The organism is Shewanella japonica (assembly GCF_002075795.1).
GTDB classification, from domain to species: Bacteria; Pseudomonadota; Gammaproteobacteria; order Enterobacterales; family Shewanellaceae; genus Shewanella; species Shewanella japonica.
Genome location: NZ_CP020472.1, coordinates 4,472,246 through 4,496,244, shown reverse-complemented (window position 1 = coordinate 4,496,244; position 23,999 = coordinate 4,472,246). Strand labels below are relative to the sequence as shown.

The window sequence follows — 23,999 nt, the reverse complement described above, 5'->3', positions numbered from 1 at the left end:
TATCGGTGATACCAGAGTGACCGTGCCACCTGCTGGAATATCTTGATGTACCAGTGATGTCACCTTGGTTAGATGCATCAATCACTAAGTCTACTGTTAGCTCAGCATCAACAGCATCAGGTTTTCAGTGTCGTTGGCAGACAGGTCATTGCCGTTGCTGTCAGTTGCGGTGCCACAACTGTGATGTCGCCATCCACAAGCGTTGATAGGTCAACATTATCAACAGAGTAAGTGCCATCTGCATTACGCACATCGTGATGGTAATTGTGTGCCAGCAATATCGGTGATAACCAGAGTGACCGTGCCGCCAGCTGGAATATCCTGATGTACCAGTGATGTCACCGTTATTATCGCCATCGATACTAAATCACGGTGATGTACTGAAAGCATCGAGGTTTTCAGTGTCGTTGGCAGACAGGTCTTCCGTTTGTCAGTCGCGGTTGCCACAACTGTGATGTCGCCATCCACAAGTGTGATAGGTCAACGTTATCAACAGAGTAAGTGCCATCTGCATTAACGCTACATCTGTGATGGTAATTGGTGCCAGCAATATCGGTGATAACCAGAGTGACCGTGCCGCCAGCTGGAATTCTTGTGATGTACCTGTGATGTCACCGTTATTATCGCCATCGATACTAAATCACGGTATGTTACTGAAAGGCATCAAGGTTTTCAGTGTCGTTGGCAGACAGGTCATTGCCGTTGCTGTCAGTTGCAGTTGCAACCACTGTGATGTCGCCATCCACAAGCGTTGATAGGTCAACATTATCAACAGAGTAAGTGCCATCTGCATTAACAGCCACATCTGTGATGGTAATTGCAGTGCCCGCAATATCGGTGATCACCAGAGTGACCGTACCGCCAGCTGGAATATCCTGACTAGTACCAGTGATGTCACCGTTATTATCGCCATCGATACTAAATCGACGGTGATGTTACTTGAAAGGGCATCAAGGTTTTCAGTGTCGTTGGCAGACAGGTCATTGCCGTTGCTGTCAGTTGCGTTGCAACACTGTGATGTCGCCATCCACAAGTGTAGATAGGTCAACATTATCAACAGAGTAAGTGCCTCTGCGTTACTGCCACATCTGTGATGGTAATTGCAGTGCCCGCAATATCGGTGATCACCAGAGTGACCGTGCCGCCTGTGGAATGTCTTGTGATGTACCTGTGATGTCACCGTTATTATCGCCATCGATAACTAAATCGACGGTAGTTGCTGAAAGGCATCAAGGTTTTCAGTGTCATTGGCCGATAAATCGTTACCGTTTGATCAGTCGCGGTTGCAACGACTGTGATGTCGCCATCCACAAGTGTAGAGAGGTCAACATTATCAACAGAGTAAGTGCCATCTGCATTAACAGCCACATCTGTGATGGTAATTGATGTGCCCGCAATATCAGTAATAACCAGAGTGACCGTGCCACCTGCTGGAATATCCTGACTAGTACCTGTGATGTCACCGTTATTATCGCCATCGATAACTAAATCGACGGTGATGTTGCTTGAAAGGCATCAAGGTTTTCAGTGTCATTGGCGATAAATCGTTACCGTTGCTATCAGTTGCGGTTGCAACCACTGTGATGTCGCCATCAACCAAGGTTGATAGGTCAACATTATCGACAGAGTAAGTGCCATCTGCATTAACAGCCACATCTGCGATGGTAATTGATGTGCCCGCAATATCGGTGATCACCAGAGTGACCGTGCCGCCAGCTGGAATGTCTTGTGATGTACCTGTGATGTCACCGTTATTATCGCCATCGATAACTAAATCGACGGTGATGTTGCTTGAAAGGCATCAAGGTTTTCAGTGTCATTGGCCGATAAATCGTTACCGTTTGAATCAGTCGCGGTTGCAACGACTGTGATGTCGCCATCCACAAGTGTAGAGAGGTCAACATTATCAACAGAGTAAGTGCCATCTGCATTAACAGCCACATCTGTGATGGTAATTGATGTGCCCGCAATATCGTAATAACCAGAGTGACCGTGCCACCTGCTGGAATATCCTGACTAGTACCTGTGATGTCACCGTTATTATCGCCATCGATAACTAAATCGACGGTGATGTTGCTTGAAAGGCATCAAGGTTTTCAGTGTCATTGGCCGATAATCGTTACCGTTGCTATCAGTTGCGGTTGCAACCACTGTGATGTCGCCATCACCAAGGTTGATAGGTCAACATTATCGACAGAGTAAGTGCCATCTGCATTAACAGCCACATCTGTGATGGTAATTGATGTGCCCGCAATATCGGTGATAACCAGAGTGACCGTGCCACCTGCTGGAATATCCTGACTAGTACCAGTGATGTCACCGTTATTATCGCCATCGATGACTAAATCGACAGTGATGTTACTTGAAAGGGCATCAAGGTTTTCAGTGTCGTTGGCAGACAGGTCATTGCCGTTGCTGTCAGTTGCGGTTGCCACAACTGTGATGTCGCCATCCACAAGCGTGATAGGTCAACATTATCAACAGAGTAAGTGCCATCTGCATTAACAGCCACATCTGTGATGGTAATTGCAGTGCCCGCAATATCGGTAATAACCAGAGTGACCGTGCCACCTGCTGGAATATCCTGGCTAGTACCAGTGATGTCACCGTTATTATCGCCATCGATGACTAAATCAACGGTCAATTGTGCATCAACAGCATCAAGGTTTTCAGTGTCGTTGGCCGATAAATCGTTACCGTTGCTGTCAGTTGCGGTTGCCACAACTGTGATGTCGCCATCCACAAGTGTAGATAGGTCAACATTATCAACAGAGTAAGTGCCATCTGCATTGACTGCCACATCGGTGATGGTAATTGCAGTGCCAGCAATATCGGTAATAACCAGAGTGACCGTGCCGCCTGCTGGAATGTCTTGTGATGTACCAGTGATGTCACCGTTATTATCGCCATCGATGACTAAATCGACGGTGATGTTACTTGAAAGGCATCAAGGTTTTCAGTGTCGTTGGCAGACAGGTCATTGCCGTTTGAATCAGTCGCGGTTGCCACAACTGTGATGTCGCCATCCACAAGTGTAGATAGGTCAACATTATCAACAGAGTAAGTGCCATCTGCATTGACTGCCACATCGGTGATGGTAATTGCAGTGCCCGCAATATCGGTGATAACCAGAGTGACCGTGCCACCTGCTGGAATATCCTGACTAGTACCAGTGATGTCACCTTGGTTAGATGCATCAATCACTAAGTCTACTGTTAGCTCAGCATCAACAGCATCGAGGTTTTCAGTGTCGTTGGCAGACAGGTCGTTACCGTTGCTGTCGGTTGCGGTCGCCACAACTGTGATGTCGCCATCCACAAGCGTTGATAGGTCGACGTTATCAACAGAGTAAGTGCCATCTGCATTGACTGCCACATCTGTGATGGTAATTGCTGTGCCCGCAATATCGGTAATAACCAGAGTGACCGTGCCACCTGCTGGAATATCTTGTGATGTACCAGTGATGTCACCGTTATTATCGCCATCGATAACTAAATCTACGGTCAATTGTGCATCAACAGCATCGAGGTTTTCAGTGTCATTGGCAGACAGGTCGTTACCGTTGCTGTCAGTTGCGGTTGCCACAACTGTGATGTCGCCATCCACAAGTGTAGATAGGTCAACATTATCAACAGAGTAAGTGCCATCTGCATTGACTGCCACATCGGTGATGGTAATTGCAGTGCCAGCAATATCGGTGATAACCAGAGTGACCGTGCCACCTGCTGGAATATCCTGACTAGTACCAGTGATGTCACCTTGGTTAGATGCATCAATCACTAAGTCTACTGTTAGCTCAGCATCAACAGCATCGAGGTTTTCAGTGTCGTTGGCAGACAGGTCGTTACCGTTGCTGTCGGTTGCGGTCGCCACAACTGTGATGTCGCCATCCACAAGCGTTGATAGGTCGACGTTATCAACAGAGTAAGTGCCATCTGCATTGACTGCCACATCTGTGATGGTAATTGCTGTGCCCGCAATATCGGTAATAACCAGAGTGACCGTACCGCCAGCTGGAATATCCTGACTAGTACCAGTGATGTCACCGTTATTATCGCCATCGATAACTAAATCAACGGTGATGTTGCTTGAAAGGGCATCAAGGTTTTCAGTGTCGTTGGCAGACAGGTCATTGCCGTTTGAATCAGTCGCGGTTGCAACAACAGTGATGTCGCCATCCACAAGTGTAGATAGGTCAACATTATCAACAGAGTAAGTGCCGTCAGCGTTTACAGCCACATCGGTAATGGTAATTGTTGTACCCGCAATATCGGTGAAAACCAGAGTGACCGTGCCACCTGCTGGAATGTCCTGACTAGTACCAGTGATATCACCTTGGTTCGATGCATCAATCACTAAGTCTACTGTTAGCTCAGCATCAACAGCATCGAGGTTTTCAGTGTCATTGGCAGACAGGTCGTTACCGTTTGAATCAGTCGCAGTTGCAACAACTGTGATGTCGCCATCCACAAGTGTAGAGAGGTCAACATTATCGACAGAGTAAGTGCCATCTGCATTAACAGCCACATCGGTGATGGTAATTGCAGTGCCCGCAATATCGGTAATAACCAGAGTGACCGTGCCGCCTGCTGGAATATCTTGTGATGTACCAGTGATGTCGCCTTGGTTAGATGCATCAATCACTAAGTCTACTGTTAGCTCAGCATCAACAGCATCAAGGTTTTCAGTGTCGTTGGCAGACAGGTCGTTACCGTTTGAATCAGTCGCAGTTGCAACAACTGTGATGTCGCCATCCACAAGTGTAGAGAGGTCAACATTATCGACAGAGTAAGTGCCATCTGCATTAACAGCCACATCGGTGATGGTAATTGCAGTGCCCGCAATATCGGTAATAACCAGAGTGACCGTGCCGCCAGTTGGAATATCTTGTGATGTACCAGTGATGTCACCGTTATTATCGCCATCGATGACTAAATCGACGGTCAATTGTGCATCAACAGCATCAAGGCTTTCGGTGTCGTTGGCAGACAGGTCATTGCCGTTTGAATCAGTCGCGGTTGCCACCACTGTGATGTCGCCATCCACAAGTGTAGATAGGTCAACATTATCGACAGAGTAAGTACCGTCCGCGTTTACTGCCACATCAGTGATGGTAATTGCAGTGCCAGCAATATCGGTGATCACCAGAGTGACCGTGCCACCTGCTGGAATATCTTGTGATGTACCAGTGATATCGCCTTGGTTTGATGCATCAATCACTAAGTCTACTGTTAGCTCAGCATCAACAGCATCGAGGTTTTCAGTGTCATTGGCAGACAGGTCGTTACCGTTGCTGTCAGTTGCGGTTGCCACCACTGTGATGTCGCCATCCACAAGCGTAGATAGGTCAACATTATCAACAGAGTAAGTGCCGTCCGCGTTTACTGCTACATCAGTGATGGTAATTGCAGTGCCCGCAATATCAGTAATAACCAGAGTGACCGTGCCACCTGCTGGAATATCTTGTGATGTACCAGTGATATCGCCTTGGTTAGATGCATCAATCACTAAGTCTACTGTTAGCTCAGCATCAACAGCATCGAGGTTTTCAGTGTCGTTGGCAGACAGGTCGTTACCGTTGCTGTCGGTTGCGGTCGCCACAACTGTGATGTCGCCATCCACAAGCGTTGATAGGTCGACGTTATCAACAGAGTAAGTGCCATCTGCATTGACTGCCACATCTGTGATGGTAATTGCTGTGCCCGCAATATCGGTAATAACCAGAGTGACCGTACCGCCAGCTGGAATATCCTGACTAGTACCAGTGATGTCACCGTTATTATCGCCATCGATAACTAAATCAACGGTGATGTTGCTTGAAAGGGCATCAAGGTTTTCAGTGTCGTTGGCAGACAGGTCATTGCCGTTTGAATCAGTCGCGGTTGCAACAACAGTGATGTCGCCATCCACAAGTGTAGATAGGTCAACATTATCAACAGAGTAAGTGCCATCTGCATTAACAGCCACATCTGTGATGGTAATTGCAGTGCCCGCAATATCGGTGATCACCAGAGTGACCGTGCCACCTGCTGGAATATCTTGTGATGTACCAGTGATATCACCTTGGTTAGATGCATCAATCACTAAGTCTACTGTTAGCTCAGCATCAACAGCATCAAGGTTTTCAGTGTCATTGGCAGACAGGTCATTGCCGTTGCTGTCAGTTGCGGTTGCAACAACTGTGATGTCGCCATCCACAAGCGTTGATAGGTCAACATTATCAACAGAGTAAGTGCCATCTGCATTAACGGCTACATCGGTGATGGTAATTGTTGTACCCGCAATATCGGTGATCACCAAGGTGACTGTGCCACCTGCTGGAATATCCTGACTAGTACCTGTGATGTCACCGTTATTATCGCCATCGATAACTAAATCGACGGTGATGTTGCTTGAAAGGGCATCAAGGTTTTCAGTGTCGTTGGCAGACAGGTCGTTACCGTTGCTGTCGGTTGCGGTTGCAACCACTGTGATGTCGCCATCCACAAGTGTAGATAGGTCAACGTTATCGACAGAGTAAGTGCCATCTGCATTAACAGCCACATCTGTGATGGTAATTGCAGTGCCCGCAATATCGGTAATTACCAGAGTGACCGTACCACCTGCTGGAATATCTTGTGATGTACCAGTGATATCGCCTTGGTTAGATGCATCAATCACTAAGTCTACTGTTAGCTCAGCATCAACAGCATCGAGGTTTTCAGTGTCATTGGCAGACAGGTCGTTATCGTTTGAATCAGTCGCGGTTGCCACCACTGTGATGTCGCCATCCACAAGTGTTGATAGGTCAACATTATCGACAGAGTAAGTGCCATCTGCATTAACGGCCACATCGGTGATGGTAATTGTTGTGCCCGCAATATCGGTGATCACCAGAGTGACCGTACCGCCTGCTGGAATATCTTGTGATGTACCAGTGATATCGCCTTGGTTCGATGCATCAATCACTAAGTCTACTGTTAGCTCAGCATCAACAGCATCGAGGTTTTCAGTGTCATTGGCCGATAAATCGTTACCGTTGCTATCAGTCGCAGTTGCCACCACTGTGATGTCGCCATCCACAAGCGTTGATAGGTCAACATTATCAACAGAGTAAGTGCCGTCAGCGTTTACAGCCACATCGGTAATGGTAATTGTTGTACCCGCAATATCGGTGAAAACCAGAGTGACCGTGCCACCTGCTGGAATGTCCTGACTAGTACCAGTGATATCACCTTGGTTCGATGCATCAATCACTAAGTCTACTGTTAGCTCAGCATCAACAGCATCGAGGTTTTCAGTGTCATTGGCAGACAGGTCGTTACCGTTTGAATCAGTCGCAGTTGCAACAACTGTGATGTCGCCATCCACAAGTGTAGAGAGGTCAACATTATCGACAGAGTAAGTGCCATCTGCATTAACAGCCACATCGGTGATGGTAATTGCAGTGCCCGCAATATCGGTAATAACCAGAGTGACCGTGCCGCCTGCTGGAATATCTTGTGATGTACCAGTGATGTCGCCTTGGTTAGATGCATCAATCACTAAGTCTACTGTTAGCTCAGCATCAACAGCATCAAGGTTTTCAGTGTCGTTGGCAGACAGGTCGTTACCGTTTGAATCAGTCGCAGTTGCAACAACTGTGATGTCGCCATCCACAAGTGTAGAGAGGTCAACATTATCGACAGAGTAAGTGCCATCTGCATTAACAGCCACATCGGTGATGGTAATTGCAGTGCCCGCAATATCGGTAATAACCAGAGTGACCGTGCCGCCAGTTGGAATATCTTGTGATGTACCAGTGATGTCACCGTTATTATCGCCATCGATGACTAAATCGACGGTCAATTGTGCATCAACAGCATCAAGGCTTTCGGTGTCGTTGGCAGACAGGTCATTGCCGTTTGAATCAGTCGCGGTTGCCACCACTGTGATGTCGCCATCCACAAGTGTAGATAGGTCAACATTATCGACAGAGTAAGTACCGTCCGCGTTTACTGCCACATCAGTGATGGTAATTGCAGTGCCAGCAATATCGGTGATCACCAGAGTGACCGTGCCACCTGCTGGAATATCTTGTGATGTACCAGTGATATCGCCTTGGTTTGATGCATCAATCACTAAGTCTACTGTTAGCTCAGCATCAACAGCATCGAGGTTTTCAGTGTCATTGGCAGACAGGTCGTTACCGTTGCTGTCAGTTGCGGTTGCCACCACTGTGATGTCGCCATCCACAAGCGTAGATAGGTCAACATTATCAACAGAGTAAGTGCCGTCCGCGTTTACTGCTACATCAGTGATGGTAATTGCAGTGCCCGCAATATCAGTAATAACCAGAGTGACCGTGCCACCTGCTGGAATATCTTGTGATGTACCAGTGATATCGCCTTGGTTAGATGCATCAATCACTAAGTCTACTGTTAGCTCAGCATCAACAGCATCAAGGTTTTCAGTGTCGTTGGCCGATAAATCGTTACCGTTGCTGTCGGTTGCAGTTGCCACAACTGTGATGTCGCCATCCACAAGTGTAGATAGGTCGACGTTATCGACGGAATAAGTGCCATCTGCATTAACAGCCACATCTGTGATGGTAATTGCAGTGCCCGCAATATCAGTAATAACCAGAGTGACCGTACCGCCAGCTGGAATATCCTGACTAGTACCAGTGATGTCACCGTTATTATCGCCATCGATAACTAAATCAACGGTGATGTTGCTTGAAAGGGCATCAAGGTTTTCAGTGTCGTTGGCAGACAGGTCATTGCCGTTTGAATCAGTCGCGGTTGCAACAACAGTGATGTCGCCATCCACAAGTGTAGATAGGTCAACATTATCAACAGAGTAAGTGCCATCTGCATTAACAGCCACATCTGCGATGGTAATTGCAGTGCCCGCAATATCGGTGATAACCAGAGTGACCGTGCCACCTGCTGGAATATCCTGGCTAGTACCAGTGATGTCACCGTTATTATCGCCATCGATAACTAAATCAACGGTGATGTTGCTTGAAAGGGCATCAAGGTTTTCAGTGTCGTTGGCAGACAGGTCATTGCCGTTTGAATCAGTCGCGGTTGCAACAACAGTGATGTCGCCATCCACAAGTGTAGATAGGTCAACATTATCAACAGAGTAAGTGCCATCTGCATTAACAGCCACATCTGCGATGGTAATTGCAGTGCCCGCAATATCGGTGATAACCAGAGTGACCGTGCCACCTGCTGGAATATCCTGGCTAGTACCAGTGATGTCACCGTTATTATCGCCATCGATGACTAAATCAACGGTCAATTGTGCATCAACAGCATCAAGGTTTTCAGTGTCGTTGGCCGATAAATCGTTACCGTTGCTGTCAGTTGCGGTTGCCACAACTGTGATGTCGCCATCCACAAGTGTAGATAGGTCAACATTATCAATAGAGTAAGTGCCATCTGCATTGACTGCCACATCGGTGATGGTAATTGCAGTGCCCGCAATATCGGTAATAACCAGAGTGACCGTGCCGCCTGCTGGAATGTCTTGTGATGTACCAGTGATGTCACCGTTATTATCGCCATCGATAACTAAATCGACGGTCAATTGAGCATCAACAGCATCAAGGTTTTCAGTGTCGTTGGCCGACAGGTCATTGCCGTTTGAATCAGTTGCGGTTGCCACCACTGTGATGTCGCCATCCACAAGTGTAGATAGGTCGACGTTATCGACGGAATAAGTGCCATCTGCATTAACAGCCACATCTGTGATGGTAATTGCAGCGCCCGCAATATCAGTAATAACCAGAGTGACCGTGCCATCTGCTGGAATATCTTGTGATGTACCAGTGATGTCACCGTTATTATCGCCATCGATGACTAAATCGACAGTGATGTTACTTGAAAGGGCATCAAGGTTTTCAGTGTCGTTGGCAGACAGGTCATTGCCGTTTGAATCAGTCGCGGTTGCAACCACTGTGATGTCGCCATCCACAAGTGTAGATAGGTCAACATTATCAACAGAGTAAGTGCCATCTGCATTAACAGCCACATCTGTGATGGTAATTGCAGTGCCCGCAATATCGGTGATAACCAGAGTGACCGTGCCACCTGCTGGAATATCCTGACTAGTACCAGTGATGTCACCTTGGTTAGATGCATCAATCACTAAGTCTACTGTTAGCTCAGCATCAACAGCATCGAGGTTTTCAGTGTCGTTGGCAGACAGGTCGTTACCGTTGCTGTCGGTTGCGGTCGCCACAACTGTGATGTCGCCATCCACAAGCGTTGATAGGTCGACGTTATCAACAGAATAAGTGCCATCTGCATTAACAGCCACATCTGTGATGGTAATTGCAGTGCCCGCAATATCAGTAATAACCAGAGTGACCGTACCGCCAGCTGGAATATCCTGACTAGTACCAGTGATGTCACCGTTATTATCGCCATCGATAACTAAATCAACGGTGATGTTGCTTGAAAGGGCATCAAGGTTTTCAGTGTCGTTGGCAGACAGGTCATTGCCGTTTGAATCAGTCGCGGTTGCAACAACTGTGATGTCGCCATCCACAAGCGTTGATAGGTCGACGTTATCAACAGAGTAAGTGCCATCTGCATTAACAGCCACATCTGTGATGGTAATTGCAGTGCCCGCAATATCGGTGATCACCAGAGTGACCGTGCCACCTGCTTGAATATCCTGACTAGTACCAGTGATGTCACCGTTATTATCGCCATCGATAACTAAATCAACGGTGATGTTACTTGAAAGGGCATCAAGGTTTTCAGTGTCATTGGCAGATAGGTCATTGCCGTTGCTGTCGGTTGCAGTTGCCACCACTGTGATGTCGCCATCCACAAGTGTAGATAGGTCAACATTATCAACAGAGTAAGTGCCATCTGCATTGACTGCCACATCGGTGATGGTAATTGCAGTGCCCGCAATATCGGTGATAACCAGAGTGACCGTGCCACCTGCTGGAATATCCTGACTAGTACCAGTGATGTCACCTTGGTTAGATGCATCAATCACTAAGTCTACTGTTAGCTCAGCATCAACAGCATCGAGGTTTTCAGTGTCGTTGGCAGACAGGTCGTTACCGTTGCTGTCGGTTGCGGTCGCCACAACTGTGATGTCGCCATCCACAAGCGTTGATAGGTCGACGTTATCAACAGAGTAAGTGCCATCTGCATTGACTGCCACATCTGTGATGGTAATTGCAGTGCCCGCAATATCGGTGATAACCAGAGTGACCGTGCCACCTGCTGGAATATCCTGACTAGTACCAGTGATGTCACCTTGGTTAGATGCATCAATCACTAAGTCTACTGTTAGCTCAGCATCAACAGCATCGAGGTTTTCAGTGTCGTTGGCAGACAGGTCGTTACCGTTGCTGTCGGTTGCGGTCGCCACAACTGTGATGTCGCCATCCACAAGTGTAGATAGGTCAACATTATCAACAGAGTAAGTGCCATCTGCATTGACTGCCACATCGGTGATGGTAATTGCAGTGCCCGCAATATCGGTGATAACCAGAGTGACCGTGCCACCTGCTGGAATATCCTGACTAGTACCAGTGATGTCACCTTGGTTAGATGCATCAATCACTAAGTCTACTGTTAGCTCAGCATCAACAGCATCGAGGTTTTCAGTGTCGTTGGCAGACAGGTCGTTACCGTTGCTGTCGGTTGCGGTCGCCACAACTGTGATGTCGCCATCCACAAGCGTTGATAGGTCGACGTTATCAACAGAGTAAGTGCCATCTGCATTGACTGCCACATCTGTGATGGTAATTGCTGTGCCCGCAATATCGGTAATAACCAGAGTGACCGTGCCACCTGCTGGAATATCTTGTGATGTACCAGTGATGTCACCGTTATTATCGCCATCGATAACTAAATCTACGGTCAATTGTGCATCAACAGCATCGAGGTTTTCAGTGTCATTGGCAGACAGGTCGTTACCGTTGCTGTCAGTTGCGGTTGCAACCACTGTGATGTCGCCATCCACAAGTGTAGATAGGTCAACGTTATCAACAGAGTAAGTGCCGTCCGCGTTTACTGCCACATCTGTGATGGTAATTGCAGTGCCCGCAATATCGGTAATAACCAGAGTGACCGTGCCACCTGCTGGAATATCCTGACTAGTACCAGTGATATCACCTTGGTTCGATGCATCAATCACTAAGTCTACAGTTAGCTCAGCATCAACAGCATCGAGGTTTTCAGTGTCGTTGGCAGACAGGTCATTGCCGTTTGAATCAGTCGCGGTTGCAACAACTGTGATGTCGCCATCCACAAGTGTAGAGAGGTCAACATTATCGACAGAGTAAGTGCCATCTGCATTTACTGTCACATCTGTGATGGTAATTGCAGTGCCCGCAATATCGGTAATAACCAGAGTGACCGTACCGCCAGCTGGAATATCCTGACTAGTACCAGTGATGTCACCGTTATTATCGCCATCGATGACTAAATCGACGGTCAATTGACCTGCTACAGCATCAATTTCACCATTATCATTTGCTGTCGCTGTATTACCAGCGGCGTCAGTAACAGAAGCTGTAACGGTATAATCGCCTTCAGAAAGTGGAGAAGGGACTTCTAGTTGATATGTACCATCTGGGTTTACTTCAGCTTCTAGAATTTGTTCATTACCTTCACTATCCGTGACGGTAAGGGTCACAGTGCTGCCAGGAGCTGCATCAGTTGAGCCTATGATTAATGGGGTATTATCACCGGTTCCTTCTGGTGCTGCGACTGTGATGGTTGGTGCTGTTGTATCAACGTCACCCGTATCTTCAGCCATAGCGCCATTACCTGCTGGATCAGATACCCCAGCAACTGCAGTGTAATCTCCCTCAGCTAAAGGTTCTGGTACTTCAACTTCATAGGTTCCATCAGGAGAAACAACAGCTTCTATAATTTGTTCGGTACCTTCACTATCAGTCACTATAATTGTCACTGTAGTCCCAGGCTCTACATCCGTAGTACCAGTGATAATTGGCGTGCTATCAGATGAGTTGTCAGGTGCGTTAACTGTAATTTCAGGCGCTACGGTATCAATTGCACCTTCATCATTTGCCGTTGCTGTATTACCTGAAGGATCAGTTACAGCAGCATTGACGGTATAATCACCTTCAACTAATGGCTCAACTACATCAACTTCATAACTTCCATCAGGATTGACTATAGCTTCGAGAGTTTGCTCATTTCCTTCAGCATCGACGACTGTAATGATCACAGTACTGCCTGGTGCAGCATCTGTTGTGCCGGTAATTGTAGGGGTTGAATCAAGATTACTATCGGGTGCACTAACAGTGATAGTTGGAGCTGTGGTATCCACAGAACCATTATCATTGTCTGTAGCAGTATTCCCAGCAGGATCTGTGACTTCAGCAACAACGGTATAATCGCCTTCGGCTAAAGGATCATTGACCTCAACTTCAAAGCTACCATCTTCACTGACAATGGCTTCTAAAATTTGCTCATTACCTTCACTGTCTGTAACGACCAAAGTAACAGTGCTACCAGGTTCAGCATCCGTAGTGCCTGAAATAAGTGGTGTGTCATCGTTACTGTTATCTGGTGCAACAACTGAAATAACAGGAGCTGTAGTATCTAGGGTTGCACTATCAGATCCTTCGGGGCTAATGTTTCCAACAGAGTCGATAACGGTTGCCACAACTTCAATTGTGCCGCCTTCTTGCGGTGCTGGTAATGTTAAATCTACTGATCCATTATCAATATCTTCTTGAGTTAAGATGATCTCTTGACCATTAACAACCAAGGTGTCACCAGGTTGAGCACCAGTAGTTGTTAAATCTATCGTGACCGAAACTTCAGTGTTACCTGCTAATTCATCTTCACTGATAATACCGTCATTATTGGCATCAGTGTTGATAATGACGCCAGGTGCACCATCTGCAACAGGCGTAACCTCAATGGTTAGAGTTGCGGTGACGTTAGTGTTAGTCGTATAGGTGATAACTGGAACCTGACCATTCCAATCAGTATTAGGAGTAAAGGTATAACTACCATCTTCATTAAGCGTTAATACACCTTCATCTAGCGTGACAGAATCGCCCGCAGAGTAGGTTTGGCCATTAACTTCAAAACTAACGACAGTTAATACATCATCGGTGTCACTATCATTATCAAGAACATTACCTTCTGCAACAGCGTCTTCAGCGATAATGATACTGTCATTTACCACTTCAGTTGGAATGTCGTAATCTTCGGTTGATGTTGCTGTGCCTTTGGCGCCATTATCACCATAGCCATATACAATTCCGTCAATAACAGTATCAGGATCGTTTAATAAATCTTGGGCATCCACTTCCACAGAGAAGGTGCCATCAGATTGCATAATGGCTTGGTATTCCTGACCATTAATGGTCAGCATGATAATACCCGTTGTGATCGATGCATCGGCTGTAACAGTACCAGTAATTGTCACTGTACCTGTAGATTCATCTGGCGTTAATACGTTATCACCAGTAACAGGATCGATATCCAAAGTTATCGCTGTATTATCAGGCGAATCGTTATCATAAATACGCAGGGTGGCTTGGGTATCACCCAGTACGGCATTAGTCACATTAGATAGATTTATTAATGCAAATTCAGGACTATCTTCAACAATTAAATCATCGGTAATAGGTACTGTAATATAGGCAGTCGTTTCACCAGGAAGGAAAGTGACAGTTCCACTTACGTTAGTAAAATCTTCACCGAACAATGCTGTCAGTTCTTCAGAGCTATAATCCAAGGTAATGGTTTCAGTGCTAGGTTCACTTAACGTTAATGTGAACACGGCAAATTCCATGCCCTCAACAACTACAGCGTAATCAATATCGACGACAGGTAAGTCAGAGCCTTCTCCATCATTATCAATAATGGCAAATACTAATTCTTCATCATAAACATTCTCGCCACTAACAATGGCGTTGAAATACTCAGTGGGTTCGATTATTGCGTCATCAAAAATCGGCACGCGGATCATGACACTGTCACTACCCGCTGCGAGTGTGAACCCAAAGATAGGGCGTGCTAAGTCACCACTCGTATCGATTCCTGTTACAGTCATTGTCTGCCAGGTTAAGCCACCATCATTGGAATACTCCAGAGGGACTAAATAATCATCAGCATACTCAGCGATAGGATAACCAAGCTGTTCGCTTAATAGCTCACTGGTAAATGTAATCGATAAGGCTTGATCATCTTCAAAGGTCAATTCACTGTTTAAGGTGAATTGGTTAAAACCTACATCCTCTAATACATCGGGAATATCAGCTGATAAGTGTGATTTGTACTGATCTTGCGTAGACGAGGTAACGTCTTTAAATACCGTCCAATCTTCAACGCGGTAATCAATACTGAGTCCCTCAAGATCATATTGATCAATGCCTTCATTCAAGATAATCGCGTAGTTACCATCACCTAAATCCTGCAATGTTCCGATATTTTCAAAAGCGGCGCTCAATCTAACATTAGTGACGAGTAAGTTTTGATCGACAACTTGTTGCCCAACAGCACCTTCAAGCAAATCATTGACAGAAAAAGTTATTTGGCCATCTAGCTCGTTGTAGTTATAGGTTACTAAGCCACCTGGCACATCGAGCACATCAACAGTACGAGCATCATGCTCATCAGGTGCTCTGTCACCTGCAAGCTCATCAATAGTACCTGCAACATGCTCCATTGCGATGGTTTCAAATAGGTTTTGTTCGTTTTCTTGGCGTTCGGTATCACGGGTAAAGATGATGCCAAGTTCAGCCAAAACTTGAGAAATCATTTCTTTACCAGCAGTCGCGATATTTAAAGGCTGGCCTGTTGTTTGGTCGATGTAGTTTGCTAAGGCTTCATGAACAGAAAGAAGAATATTGATATTGGTAGCATAGCTATCTTCAATATTAACTAAGCTGTTGGTATTTAACACACCATCATCAACACCATCGGATAAATCATTGTCTAAGGCTTGAAGAAAAATAGCCATGTTCTCAACATAATCCATGTTGGTATCAGACAATAACGTGCCAGCAATATCTTGTAAGAATAGAATGTCGCCCTGAATTACATCTGCACTAAAGGTCGCAATTGTTACGTCACCCACCATGAAGGTGATGGTATCACCAGGCAAGTAAGCAAACGAGCCAGGAGCACCGAAGTCTCCCGTAAAGCCCGATAAACCAGAAGAGGTAGTAAATGACACACCATTGACAAAGTTATCGGTGAATTGAGCAACATTGAAATTATTGTTGTTTAATGCGTTAACGCCTTCATCACCTAACGACAGGTTGGCTGTTAATGTTTCAGGAGCATCGAAAGAAGTATCAAAACCAGCAATGGCAATAGTTTCGGCGCCATCACGGGCAAGAGAAGCAAAGTCACTGCCACCTTCGTTACCAGATGCTTCACCCGCAGCGGTCTCTGGTAATTCTTCGGTAGGGTCTTCACCCGAAAGAATTAATGCTTGTAGCGCTTCAATCTCAGCTAATTCTTCTGGGCTCATATCTGTTGAAAATTGAGCCACTGCATCATCAGTGACGCTAGGGTCAGCTTGTTCAGCAATAAGCTCATCACCGTTTAGCACTGTGCCGTCATCAAAAGTAACAACAAATGCTAAATCGCTCGCAAATTGGAGTTCTGCACCAGCAGGAATTTGTTCCCCTGGAAGAATATTTTTGGATTGCCCATTTAACGTGAGAGTGATCTCGCCGTTGGCTGAACTTAAGACACCATTTTTAGTCGTTACAACAGAACTCATATTTAGCTCCAAACCCTATTTTAGCAATGTATTTACATTCGATGCATAAAAAATCACATTGCTATATTTGTCGTTATTTAATTAGCGAGAAAGATTAACCGCAATATAACAATTTTAGCGTTATAAGTATGCTTGGTCAATTTTTTGGCGTGGCCTTAAATGCCTTTAAGATAATGAAAATGTTTTAAAATTAAGATTTACTTAGTAAATCAATGCAACTAAGTCATTATGCGGAAATGTGAATTTTTTAATAACAAAGTGCTAAAAACTGGAATCTACAAGTGTAGTTCATTTTTTATACGATTCAAACTGGCGTTTAGTTTACAAAATAGATAAAAAAACCTGCCAATTGGCAGGTTTTTAAATAGTTAATTATTCGATTTAATGAATATTAGTCAGAACAATTAGCTGCTTTACGGTAGCTTTGTAATGCAGCAGCATTTTCGCCTAATTGCTCCTGCGCTTGAGCTAATGCTAAAAAGTACTCACGCTTAGGTGATATCTGGCAAACACTATACCAATGATTTTTAACCACTTTAATATCACGTTTTTGTTGAGCTAACTTTGCTAAACAAATTTGATAATCAACATCATGTTCATGACTTTGCTCAAATCGAGCTAATAATTTTCTAATATCTTCATCATCCGCATCGATTATTTTGGGGATGTCAGCTAAAAGTGCTGGATGAAGATCAGTCTTTAAGCTTTTATTGATGATTTTTATGGCGTCTTTTTTACGATCATATTGGCACAGGCCGCGAGCGTAGATACTAATAAGGTGTGGCTGATTACGTTCCGTTTTACTTAGCCAATGCCAGCACTTTTCTAGCTCTTGTTCGCCATGTTGAGACGCTGCCGTTAATAATGCCGTATTGGTTGTGTGTTCAACCTCTGCATACTGCTTTTCACTAATAATCTGACGTTTTTTAATCGCAGGTAATAAGATTTTAAGTGCTTGCCAATCATCTTGAAGTTGATAAAGGTCAAGGGCTAGTTTTAATACAGGTGATTTACTTTTACTGGTTGGATTTAATGCATCAAGCTCAGCTCTTGCTTCAGTCAGCTTTCCTTGCTGAATTAGATACCTTGTTTTTGAGGTTTTAACGGCGGTTTTAGCCAAAGGGTCTTTTGCAGCCTCTGCTAAGTATTTATCTCGGCTATCAGTGTTTTTTTGATGATGCGCAGCTCTTGCCGCTGCAAATAAATTGAGCGCAGGCAGCTCCCCTTTAGCTGCACCTTTTGCCATGGCTTTTTCTGCACTAGGCCAATCTTCTTCTGCTAATGCTAACGCGCCTTGAAGCGTGTGCTTCTTCGCAGCTTCTTTACGCCAACGTTCTGGTAAGTAACGGCTATTGATAACAATATTAAGCAAAAATATGATGAGCCATTCAGTTAATTGGAGCGCGCAATAAAAGAGCACTAACCCTAATAAACCAAAGACTAAGCTGGTTTCTATTTGATACTCGCCCGCCGCAATATAGATATAGCCAGTATTGCCAATAATGAATGGGCTAATGCAGAAACCGATTAAAATGATGATGACATAAGCAAGAATTTTAATCATAGCTGTGGTTCCTCTGCTGGAACCAATGAACCATAAGTGATTAATTGCTGTAGTAACCGGGTCGATTCAAAGTTGGTGTGCTTCACTTGGTCAATTTTAACTGTAATTAACGCATCAAGTGCTGTCATGGTGTCTTGAGTTAAGTCTTCATCTAAATCGAAATACTGTTGAATCCATGTGCGAGCAAAGCCGATCGATTGACGATAATTTACTTCATCATGTTGATACAGAGCCAACTGAGCCTGTAGTAATTTATTTCTAATATTTTCAATTAAATACCATTGTTGATCTGGTGCTAATAACGGCTCTATATCTGTTGTACGTTTACGGATGGTAATAAAGCCGTCAGTAACTGAATGCCATGTTTTAGCAAGATTACTTTGCCAGTCATCTAACGAGTCTGTAATGACGTGTTGTTCTGCTAAGTCTTCAGCTGATTGCGCTTTGGCACGGTTTAACGGCAAGCTATCTAACTGATTTAAAATACCATCAATCGTATAGATGGTACCGGCAACATCTGTTGTTTTAATGGCATTCGTTTGAGCTAAATCGTGGGCTAATGCACGTCGAATAGGTAACAAAGCAGGGTCTTTCATTGCTTCAATACGATCATCGGCAGACTTTAGCAATCCGGCTGCAGTTTTAGGGTCATTCTCTAACCATAATTTACGTCCTGCCATTCTCACCAAGTATTCAGCTTCAGATGCCATCCAATGGTTTGGATTTCGTTGAGCTAAGGTTGCAACTCGCTCTTGAAGTTGTTGGTGTGATTTTGCCAACTGATTTTGTTGTTGGTAGGCCAAGGTATCGTTTTGTTGCTGTACTTCTAATTCTGCAATACGACGCTTAGGTTCAATTAACGCTTCAGTCACTTCATTACTGATAGCTTGTGTTTGTTGATACTGAGTTTGTAACTCAATTTTTTGACTTTCGAGTTCAATTAACAATAAATAGCTAATGCCAATGCCTGCAAGAGCGATAATCAGGCAGAGTAAAATACTTAATCTTACCCACCATGAACTCTTATTGTGTTTAGGTTTATCGCTTGGCGCATCAGAATGTATTGAAGATGGCACTTTGTTCGTAGGCAAGTCTGTTGAGTCAGCATCAGTGTGAGAACTAGTTTGATTTTCAGTAACAGAATTGACTTCATTTACAGATTCTGAAGGTGCTTCATTACTTTCTGGAGTAGACGTTGAAGCTTGCTTTTTGTGTTCCATGAGCTGTCCTTGAGTAACTAATTGCGGTTAACAATTAGTGCGACCATTTACTGCGCGACAAAAATGTAGAGTGATAGGGTACAAGTTTGGCAGCATTATACAATATGGCAAATAAGCAAGTTTACTTTATTGTTTAAATAGATAACGCTCGTAAAACAGCTTCAGTGTTCGCGCCGTTAGCATTGGTGACGTGATGAATACCTGCCGTTTTAGCCCTTTGTTCCACTCGATGACTAGGTACTATGATATGACATGATTGCAACCATGCAAATAACTCTTTTGGAACAAGTTTAATTAGATTATCTAGGACTTCGCCACTGGTCACGACGATAGTGTCTATTTGAGCGCTTGCCCAATAGTTGCAAATGTATTGTGAATCGAGTTGTGGCGTGACTCGCTGGTAAACTTCCCAATAGCTGACACTTGCCTGTCTTAAGCTAAGTTGTTCGGCGATGGTTTCTCTACCGCCAACGCCTCTAATGATGACGACTTGTTGTTGAGCGATATCGCTTAACGAGGTTAGCGATAATAATCCTTCACTATCTTGGCTTTCTTCTGGTGCGGTTTCTGCAAATACACCGAGCTCGGCCAGTGCCGCAGCTGTCGCTTTTCCAACAGCGTAATATCGACTTGCAGGAAAATGGTTATTAAGCATTTCTGCAGCGTACTTTACCGCATTGGTACTGATAAAAATGATGGCATCAGCATCAGAAAGTTGCTGAAGAGAGAAAGGGTGTTGAGTTGGAGCAACAGCTAACAAAGGAGTGACAATATAGTCCACTCCTTTTGCATTGAGCTGTTCTATCATTGCTTGATTGCGCCCCTCAGGGCGCGTTAACAAGACTTTCATGTAAGCTTTCGCCTAATTACTTGTTGTAAACAGCATCTAAAATAGTTTTAGCGCCACGGCTAAGTAAGTCATCAGCCAGTGCTTCACCTAAAGCGACTGCATCCGTTTTAGGACCAGATACAGCACCTTCAATGACTTGGCTGCCATCAGGGTTACCCACTAAACCACGTAAACTTAATGTATCACCTTCGATTTCAGCGTAAGCACCAATAGGTACCTGACAACCACCTTCAAGGCGGGTATTCATAGCACGCTCGGCAAATACACGGTAACGCGTCTCAAGGTGTTCTAGTGGAGCGAGTAATGCTTTAACACGCTCATCATCAGTACGACATTCAATTCCTACAGCGCCTTGACCATTTGCTGGAAGTGAATCTTCTGCTGAGATAAAGCTTGCAATACGTTCATCCAGTTTAAGGCGAATTAAGCCCGCAGCAGCAAGAATAATGGCATCGTAATCACCGCTATCTAACTTAGCTAGACGTGTTCCGACATTACCACGTAAGTCTTTAATCACTAGATCAGGACGAGCTGCACGGATCTGACATTGACGACGTAGGCTTGATGTACCCACTACAGCGCCTTGAGGTAATTCAGCAATGGTTTTGTATGTATTAGATACAAATGCATCACGAGGATCTTCACGCTCACAAATCACTTGCAAACCTAAGCCTTCAGGAAAATCTACCGGTACATCTTTCATTGAATGAACAGCGATGTCTGCACGGTCTTCAAGCATGGCAACTTCCAGCTCTTTTACAAATAACCCTTTACCACCCACTTTAGCCAGAGGCGTATCTAAAATAACGTCTCCTTTAGTGCTCATTGGTAATAACTCAACCGTTAAATCAGAATGAATGCGTTCAAGCTCTGCTTTTACGAATTCAGCTTGCCACATAGCCAGTGGACTTTTACGAGTAGCGATACGAATAACATTTTGAGACATGCCAGAGAGTTCCATCAATAGACTTAATTGCGTCAATGCTAACATTGCCATCGAGCTTATGTAACAAACTGATAGTGATTGTTTGACCTATGCACATAAAATTTTTGTGACGCAGATCTCATTTACTGGCGTAATTATCCAAAAGTGATAATATGATCATGTTGTTGCTAATTAATTGAGCGCTAATATTGCAAGCAATTGCTTGTCAAATTGGTATCAAAACGATAGTAGATGGTTGCACAGGGATGGAAGCCTTGATTGAAAACAGTTGTCGGCCAGTCAAAATAGCTAATCGATTAAACCTTGTTCGTTACGAACGAGTCAAATCGTTATTGTCACCAAAACAGCAACGCTTATTCGATTTGATTCCTTACCTCATACACCATCACCATCCCCAATTACCCGGTGGCACCTCTGCATTAACCCCATTTGGCGTGAGTGACTTTGCAACCCTTCCAGAAGTCGTGCTCGCGTGTGAAGTATTTGATTTACCCTTTATTGAAACCAACAATAACCAACCAAGTGCCTTCGAAGGTGTTTACTCTATGGGGAGTACTGCCAGTTTTGGCCAGAACCCCAAAAGTGATGTTGATGTATGGTTGGTCTATAAGTCGAGCCTTGGCAATGCTGACTTAGCCCTTATCGCAGACAAAACGGCGGCATTAACGGAGTGGTTTGCTTCATTTGATTTTGAAGTGAATTTTTACTTAGTCCATCCGTTGCAGTTTCGAGAGTGCAGTGCATTTGATAACTGTTTTAGTTCACTCGGTGAAGAGCACAGTGGTAGTACGCAGCACTGGTTATTACTAGAAGAGTTTTATCGTTCGCACATTCGCCTAGCGGGTAAACCAGTGGGGTGGTGGCCTGAAGCTTTAAAAGAACCATCGGTGTTGCATTTAGGTGACGTAAGGTCAATGCCTGCGACTGAGTACTTTGGCGCTTCATTGTGGCAACTGTATAAGGGGTTGAATAAACCTCACAAAGCGCTACTTAAAGTACTGCTACTTGAAACTTATGCGGCGGACTATCCCAAATCTTATTTTATAACTGAACAAATTTGGGAGCAGTGTCTACGTGATGATTTTTCTGATTCGAATGACGCCTATTTGATTCTGTATCAACGTATCGAAAGCTATTTATTAAAACAAAAAGACATTCGTCGATTAGAGATTGTTAGACGTTGTTTTTACCTAAAATGCGGGGTTAATTTAACCAATGCGTGTGTAGGACAAGATTGGCGCCGAGATAAGATGCAGCAACTTGTTGAGCAATGGCATTGGCCATCAAGCTTATTAGAAACCCTAGATAATAGTCAAAACTGGCATTCAGGCCAGCTAAAGTGGTTCAATAAACAATTAAATGAACTCTTATTGAAAAGTTATAAAACACTACTTGAATTTGCCTCTAAGCAAGCGTTAAGCGATCGCTTTAGAGTTGAAGAGTTAGGGATGTTAGCTCGTAAGTTACATACCTATTTTAGTGATGATGAACATCAACTGCTGCCATTAAATAAGTTGTGGAGTCACTCGGTATTCGAGCCGAACATGACCATCATTCACAGCATTAAAGAATCCCGTTATTACCTTTACCGTAAACCACTGAAGTCGGGTCAACTGTTAGGCGAAACCTCAATCATTAAAGCGGATACTCCAACGGCCCTTATTGCTTGGGCGGTGATGAATGATGTGTCCAGAACCACCACTCGTTGGCAAGAGTATGGCCGCAAGAAACACCGTTCAGCGTTGCTAACACAACTATCGGCTCATTTAGTGCCACTACTAAACCATAATAATAAAGTCTCAAAAGCTGAATTATGCCAACCTTTTTTCTATAAGAAACTGATTGTGGTGGCTAACGTTGATGGTGACCCTACGCTAAAATGGCAAGGTCAGGAAATCATGGTGGATTACATGAATGGCAATGTGTTTTCTTTAGGGAAAAAGCAGCAAAACATGTTGTCGACTCTGGATGTGATTTCACTGAATAGTTGGGGAGAGTGGCAATGTCATCGCTTTAAAGGTGAGCAAGGCTTATTAGAAGCGCTGTCTTTTGTGGCGCTGGGGCTAAAAGCAACGCCTGAACAAGTCGATATCGAAGTGTTGGTGTGTGCCGAGCGATTAAAGAAGCAAATTCATGATGCACTGTTTAATATTTTTAATCAGTGCGTTAAATATTGCCATGAAGCAAGATCATCGTCGGCAATGATGCACCCAATAAAATTATCCAATAAGCGCTACGGTTTGTATTTTAACTCTATGGGTCTCGTCTATAAGGTGTTGACGGGCGATGAGGTTAAAGTTGCTCCAGTCAAAGTTGAACGTTATAAAAAAGCGCAGTTGAATGCCCCTGTAGCTGTTATTAAGTCTGATCCTTTTCGCAGTATTCCCAGCATTATTAAGCTGTATATCTCAAAAGGGGCAAAACAGTACTTTTTAAGGCAGCGACCCGATGTTCTTGATGTGTTTATTATTGATGAAACCAATCGGCTCACAAAGCGTGAATATGAAGATGTGTCGATGAAAGAATTAGTTGAGAAAGAAAGCCATAGTTTTGCTTTTGAGCGAGATGCCTCTTCATTGCATTATTTCAATGTGCCACAGTTTTTTAAATTAGAACGAATTGATGGCGAGTTGAGTGTGGTGCCATTTGGCGTAGAAATGAATGAACTGAGCTCAGATATTTAAGCTCAGTTCACCTCATTGA

14 protein-coding genes are annotated in these 23,999 nt (G+C 44.5%); 1 reads left to right on the top strand and 13 read right to left on the bottom strand.

Annotated features, from left to right (window positions below):
• Nucleotides 1-116: 116 nt before the first annotated feature.
• From SJ2017_RS21890 to hemC, 13 genes are all read right to left on the bottom strand, one after another.
• Nucleotides 117-251: a hypothetical protein gene (locus tag SJ2017_RS21890; RefSeq protein ID WP_276328884.1), complete on the bottom strand. Its 135-nt coding sequence runs from the start codon at nt 249-251 to the stop codon at nt 117-119.
• Entirely contained in the window at nt 244-447 is a 204-nt protein-coding gene (locus SJ2017_RS21545) for a hypothetical protein (RefSeq protein ID WP_156003372.1), read from the bottom strand. Before SJ2017_RS21545 ends, SJ2017_RS21890 begins: the two co-directional genes overlap by 8 nt.
• A gap of 203 nt (nt 448-650) precedes the next feature.
• On the bottom strand, nt 651-845 hold the full coding sequence (locus tag SJ2017_RS19225) for a hypothetical protein (RefSeq protein WP_080916995.1): 195 nt from the start codon (nt 843-845) through the stop codon (nt 651-653).
• Nucleotides 846-1,185: 340 nt separating this feature from the next.
• Nucleotides 1,186-1,368: a hypothetical protein gene (locus SJ2017_RS21540; RefSeq protein ID WP_156003369.1), complete on the bottom strand. Its 183-nt coding sequence runs from the start codon at nt 1,366-1,368 to the stop codon at nt 1,186-1,188.
• A gap of 100 nt (nt 1,369-1,468) precedes the next feature.
• Nucleotides 1,469-1,696, bottom strand: a complete 228-nt coding sequence (locus tag SJ2017_RS19220; RefSeq protein ID WP_080916993.1) for a hypothetical protein — start codon at nt 1,694-1,696, stop codon at nt 1,469-1,471.
• A 74-nt stretch (nt 1,697-1,770) separates the two neighbouring features.
• Entirely contained in the window at nt 1,771-1,941 is a 171-nt protein-coding gene (locus SJ2017_RS21535) for a hypothetical protein (protein WP_156003366.1), read from the bottom strand.
• Nucleotides 1,942-2,102: 161 nt separating this feature from the next.
• Entirely contained in the window at nt 2,103-2,435 is a 333-nt protein-coding gene (locus tag SJ2017_RS21530; protein WP_156003363.1) for a hypothetical protein, read from the bottom strand.
• On the bottom strand, nt 2,342-2,800 hold the full coding sequence (locus tag SJ2017_RS19215; RefSeq protein WP_080916992.1) for a hypothetical protein: 459 nt from the start codon (nt 2,798-2,800) through the stop codon (nt 2,342-2,344). The genes SJ2017_RS21530 and SJ2017_RS19215 overlap by 94 nt, the downstream gene beginning before the upstream one ends.
• Before the next feature lie 116 nt (nt 2,801-2,916).
• Nucleotides 2,917-16,716: an Ig-like domain-containing protein gene (locus SJ2017_RS19210; RefSeq protein WP_080916990.1), complete on the bottom strand. Its 13,800-nt coding sequence runs from the start codon at nt 16,714-16,716 to the stop codon at nt 2,917-2,919.
• Nucleotides 16,717-17,107: 391 nt separating this feature from the next.
• Complete coding sequence (locus SJ2017_RS19205; RefSeq protein ID WP_080916989.1) at nt 17,108-18,280, bottom strand: heme biosynthesis HemY N-terminal domain-containing protein; 1,173 nt, start codon at nt 18,278-18,280, stop codon at nt 17,108-17,110.
• Nucleotides 18,277-19,500, bottom strand: coding sequence for a uroporphyrinogen-III C-methyltransferase (locus SJ2017_RS19200; RefSeq protein ID WP_055023607.1), 1,224 nt, complete (start codon nt 19,498-19,500; stop codon nt 18,277-18,279). Before SJ2017_RS19200 ends, SJ2017_RS19205 begins: the two co-directional genes overlap by 4 nt.
• 133 nt (nt 19,501-19,633) lie before the next feature.
• Nucleotides 19,634-20,350, bottom strand: a complete 717-nt coding sequence (locus SJ2017_RS19195) for a uroporphyrinogen-III synthase (RefSeq protein WP_080916987.1) — start codon at nt 20,348-20,350, stop codon at nt 19,634-19,636.
• Between the two features lie 16 nt (nt 20,351-20,366).
• Complete coding sequence (hemC, locus tag SJ2017_RS19190; protein WP_055023625.1) at nt 20,367-21,296, bottom strand: hydroxymethylbilane synthase; 930 nt, start codon at nt 21,294-21,296, stop codon at nt 20,367-20,369.
• A 188-nt stretch (nt 21,297-21,484) separates the two neighbouring features.
• On the opposite strand from hemC, the gene SJ2017_RS19185 reads away from it, so the two are divergent.
• A complete protein-coding gene (locus SJ2017_RS19185) occupies nt 21,485-23,980 on the top strand; it encodes a class I adenylate cyclase (RefSeq protein WP_244899735.1) in 2,496 nt (831 codons plus the stop codon).
• Nucleotides 23,981-23,999 lie beyond the last annotated feature (19 nt).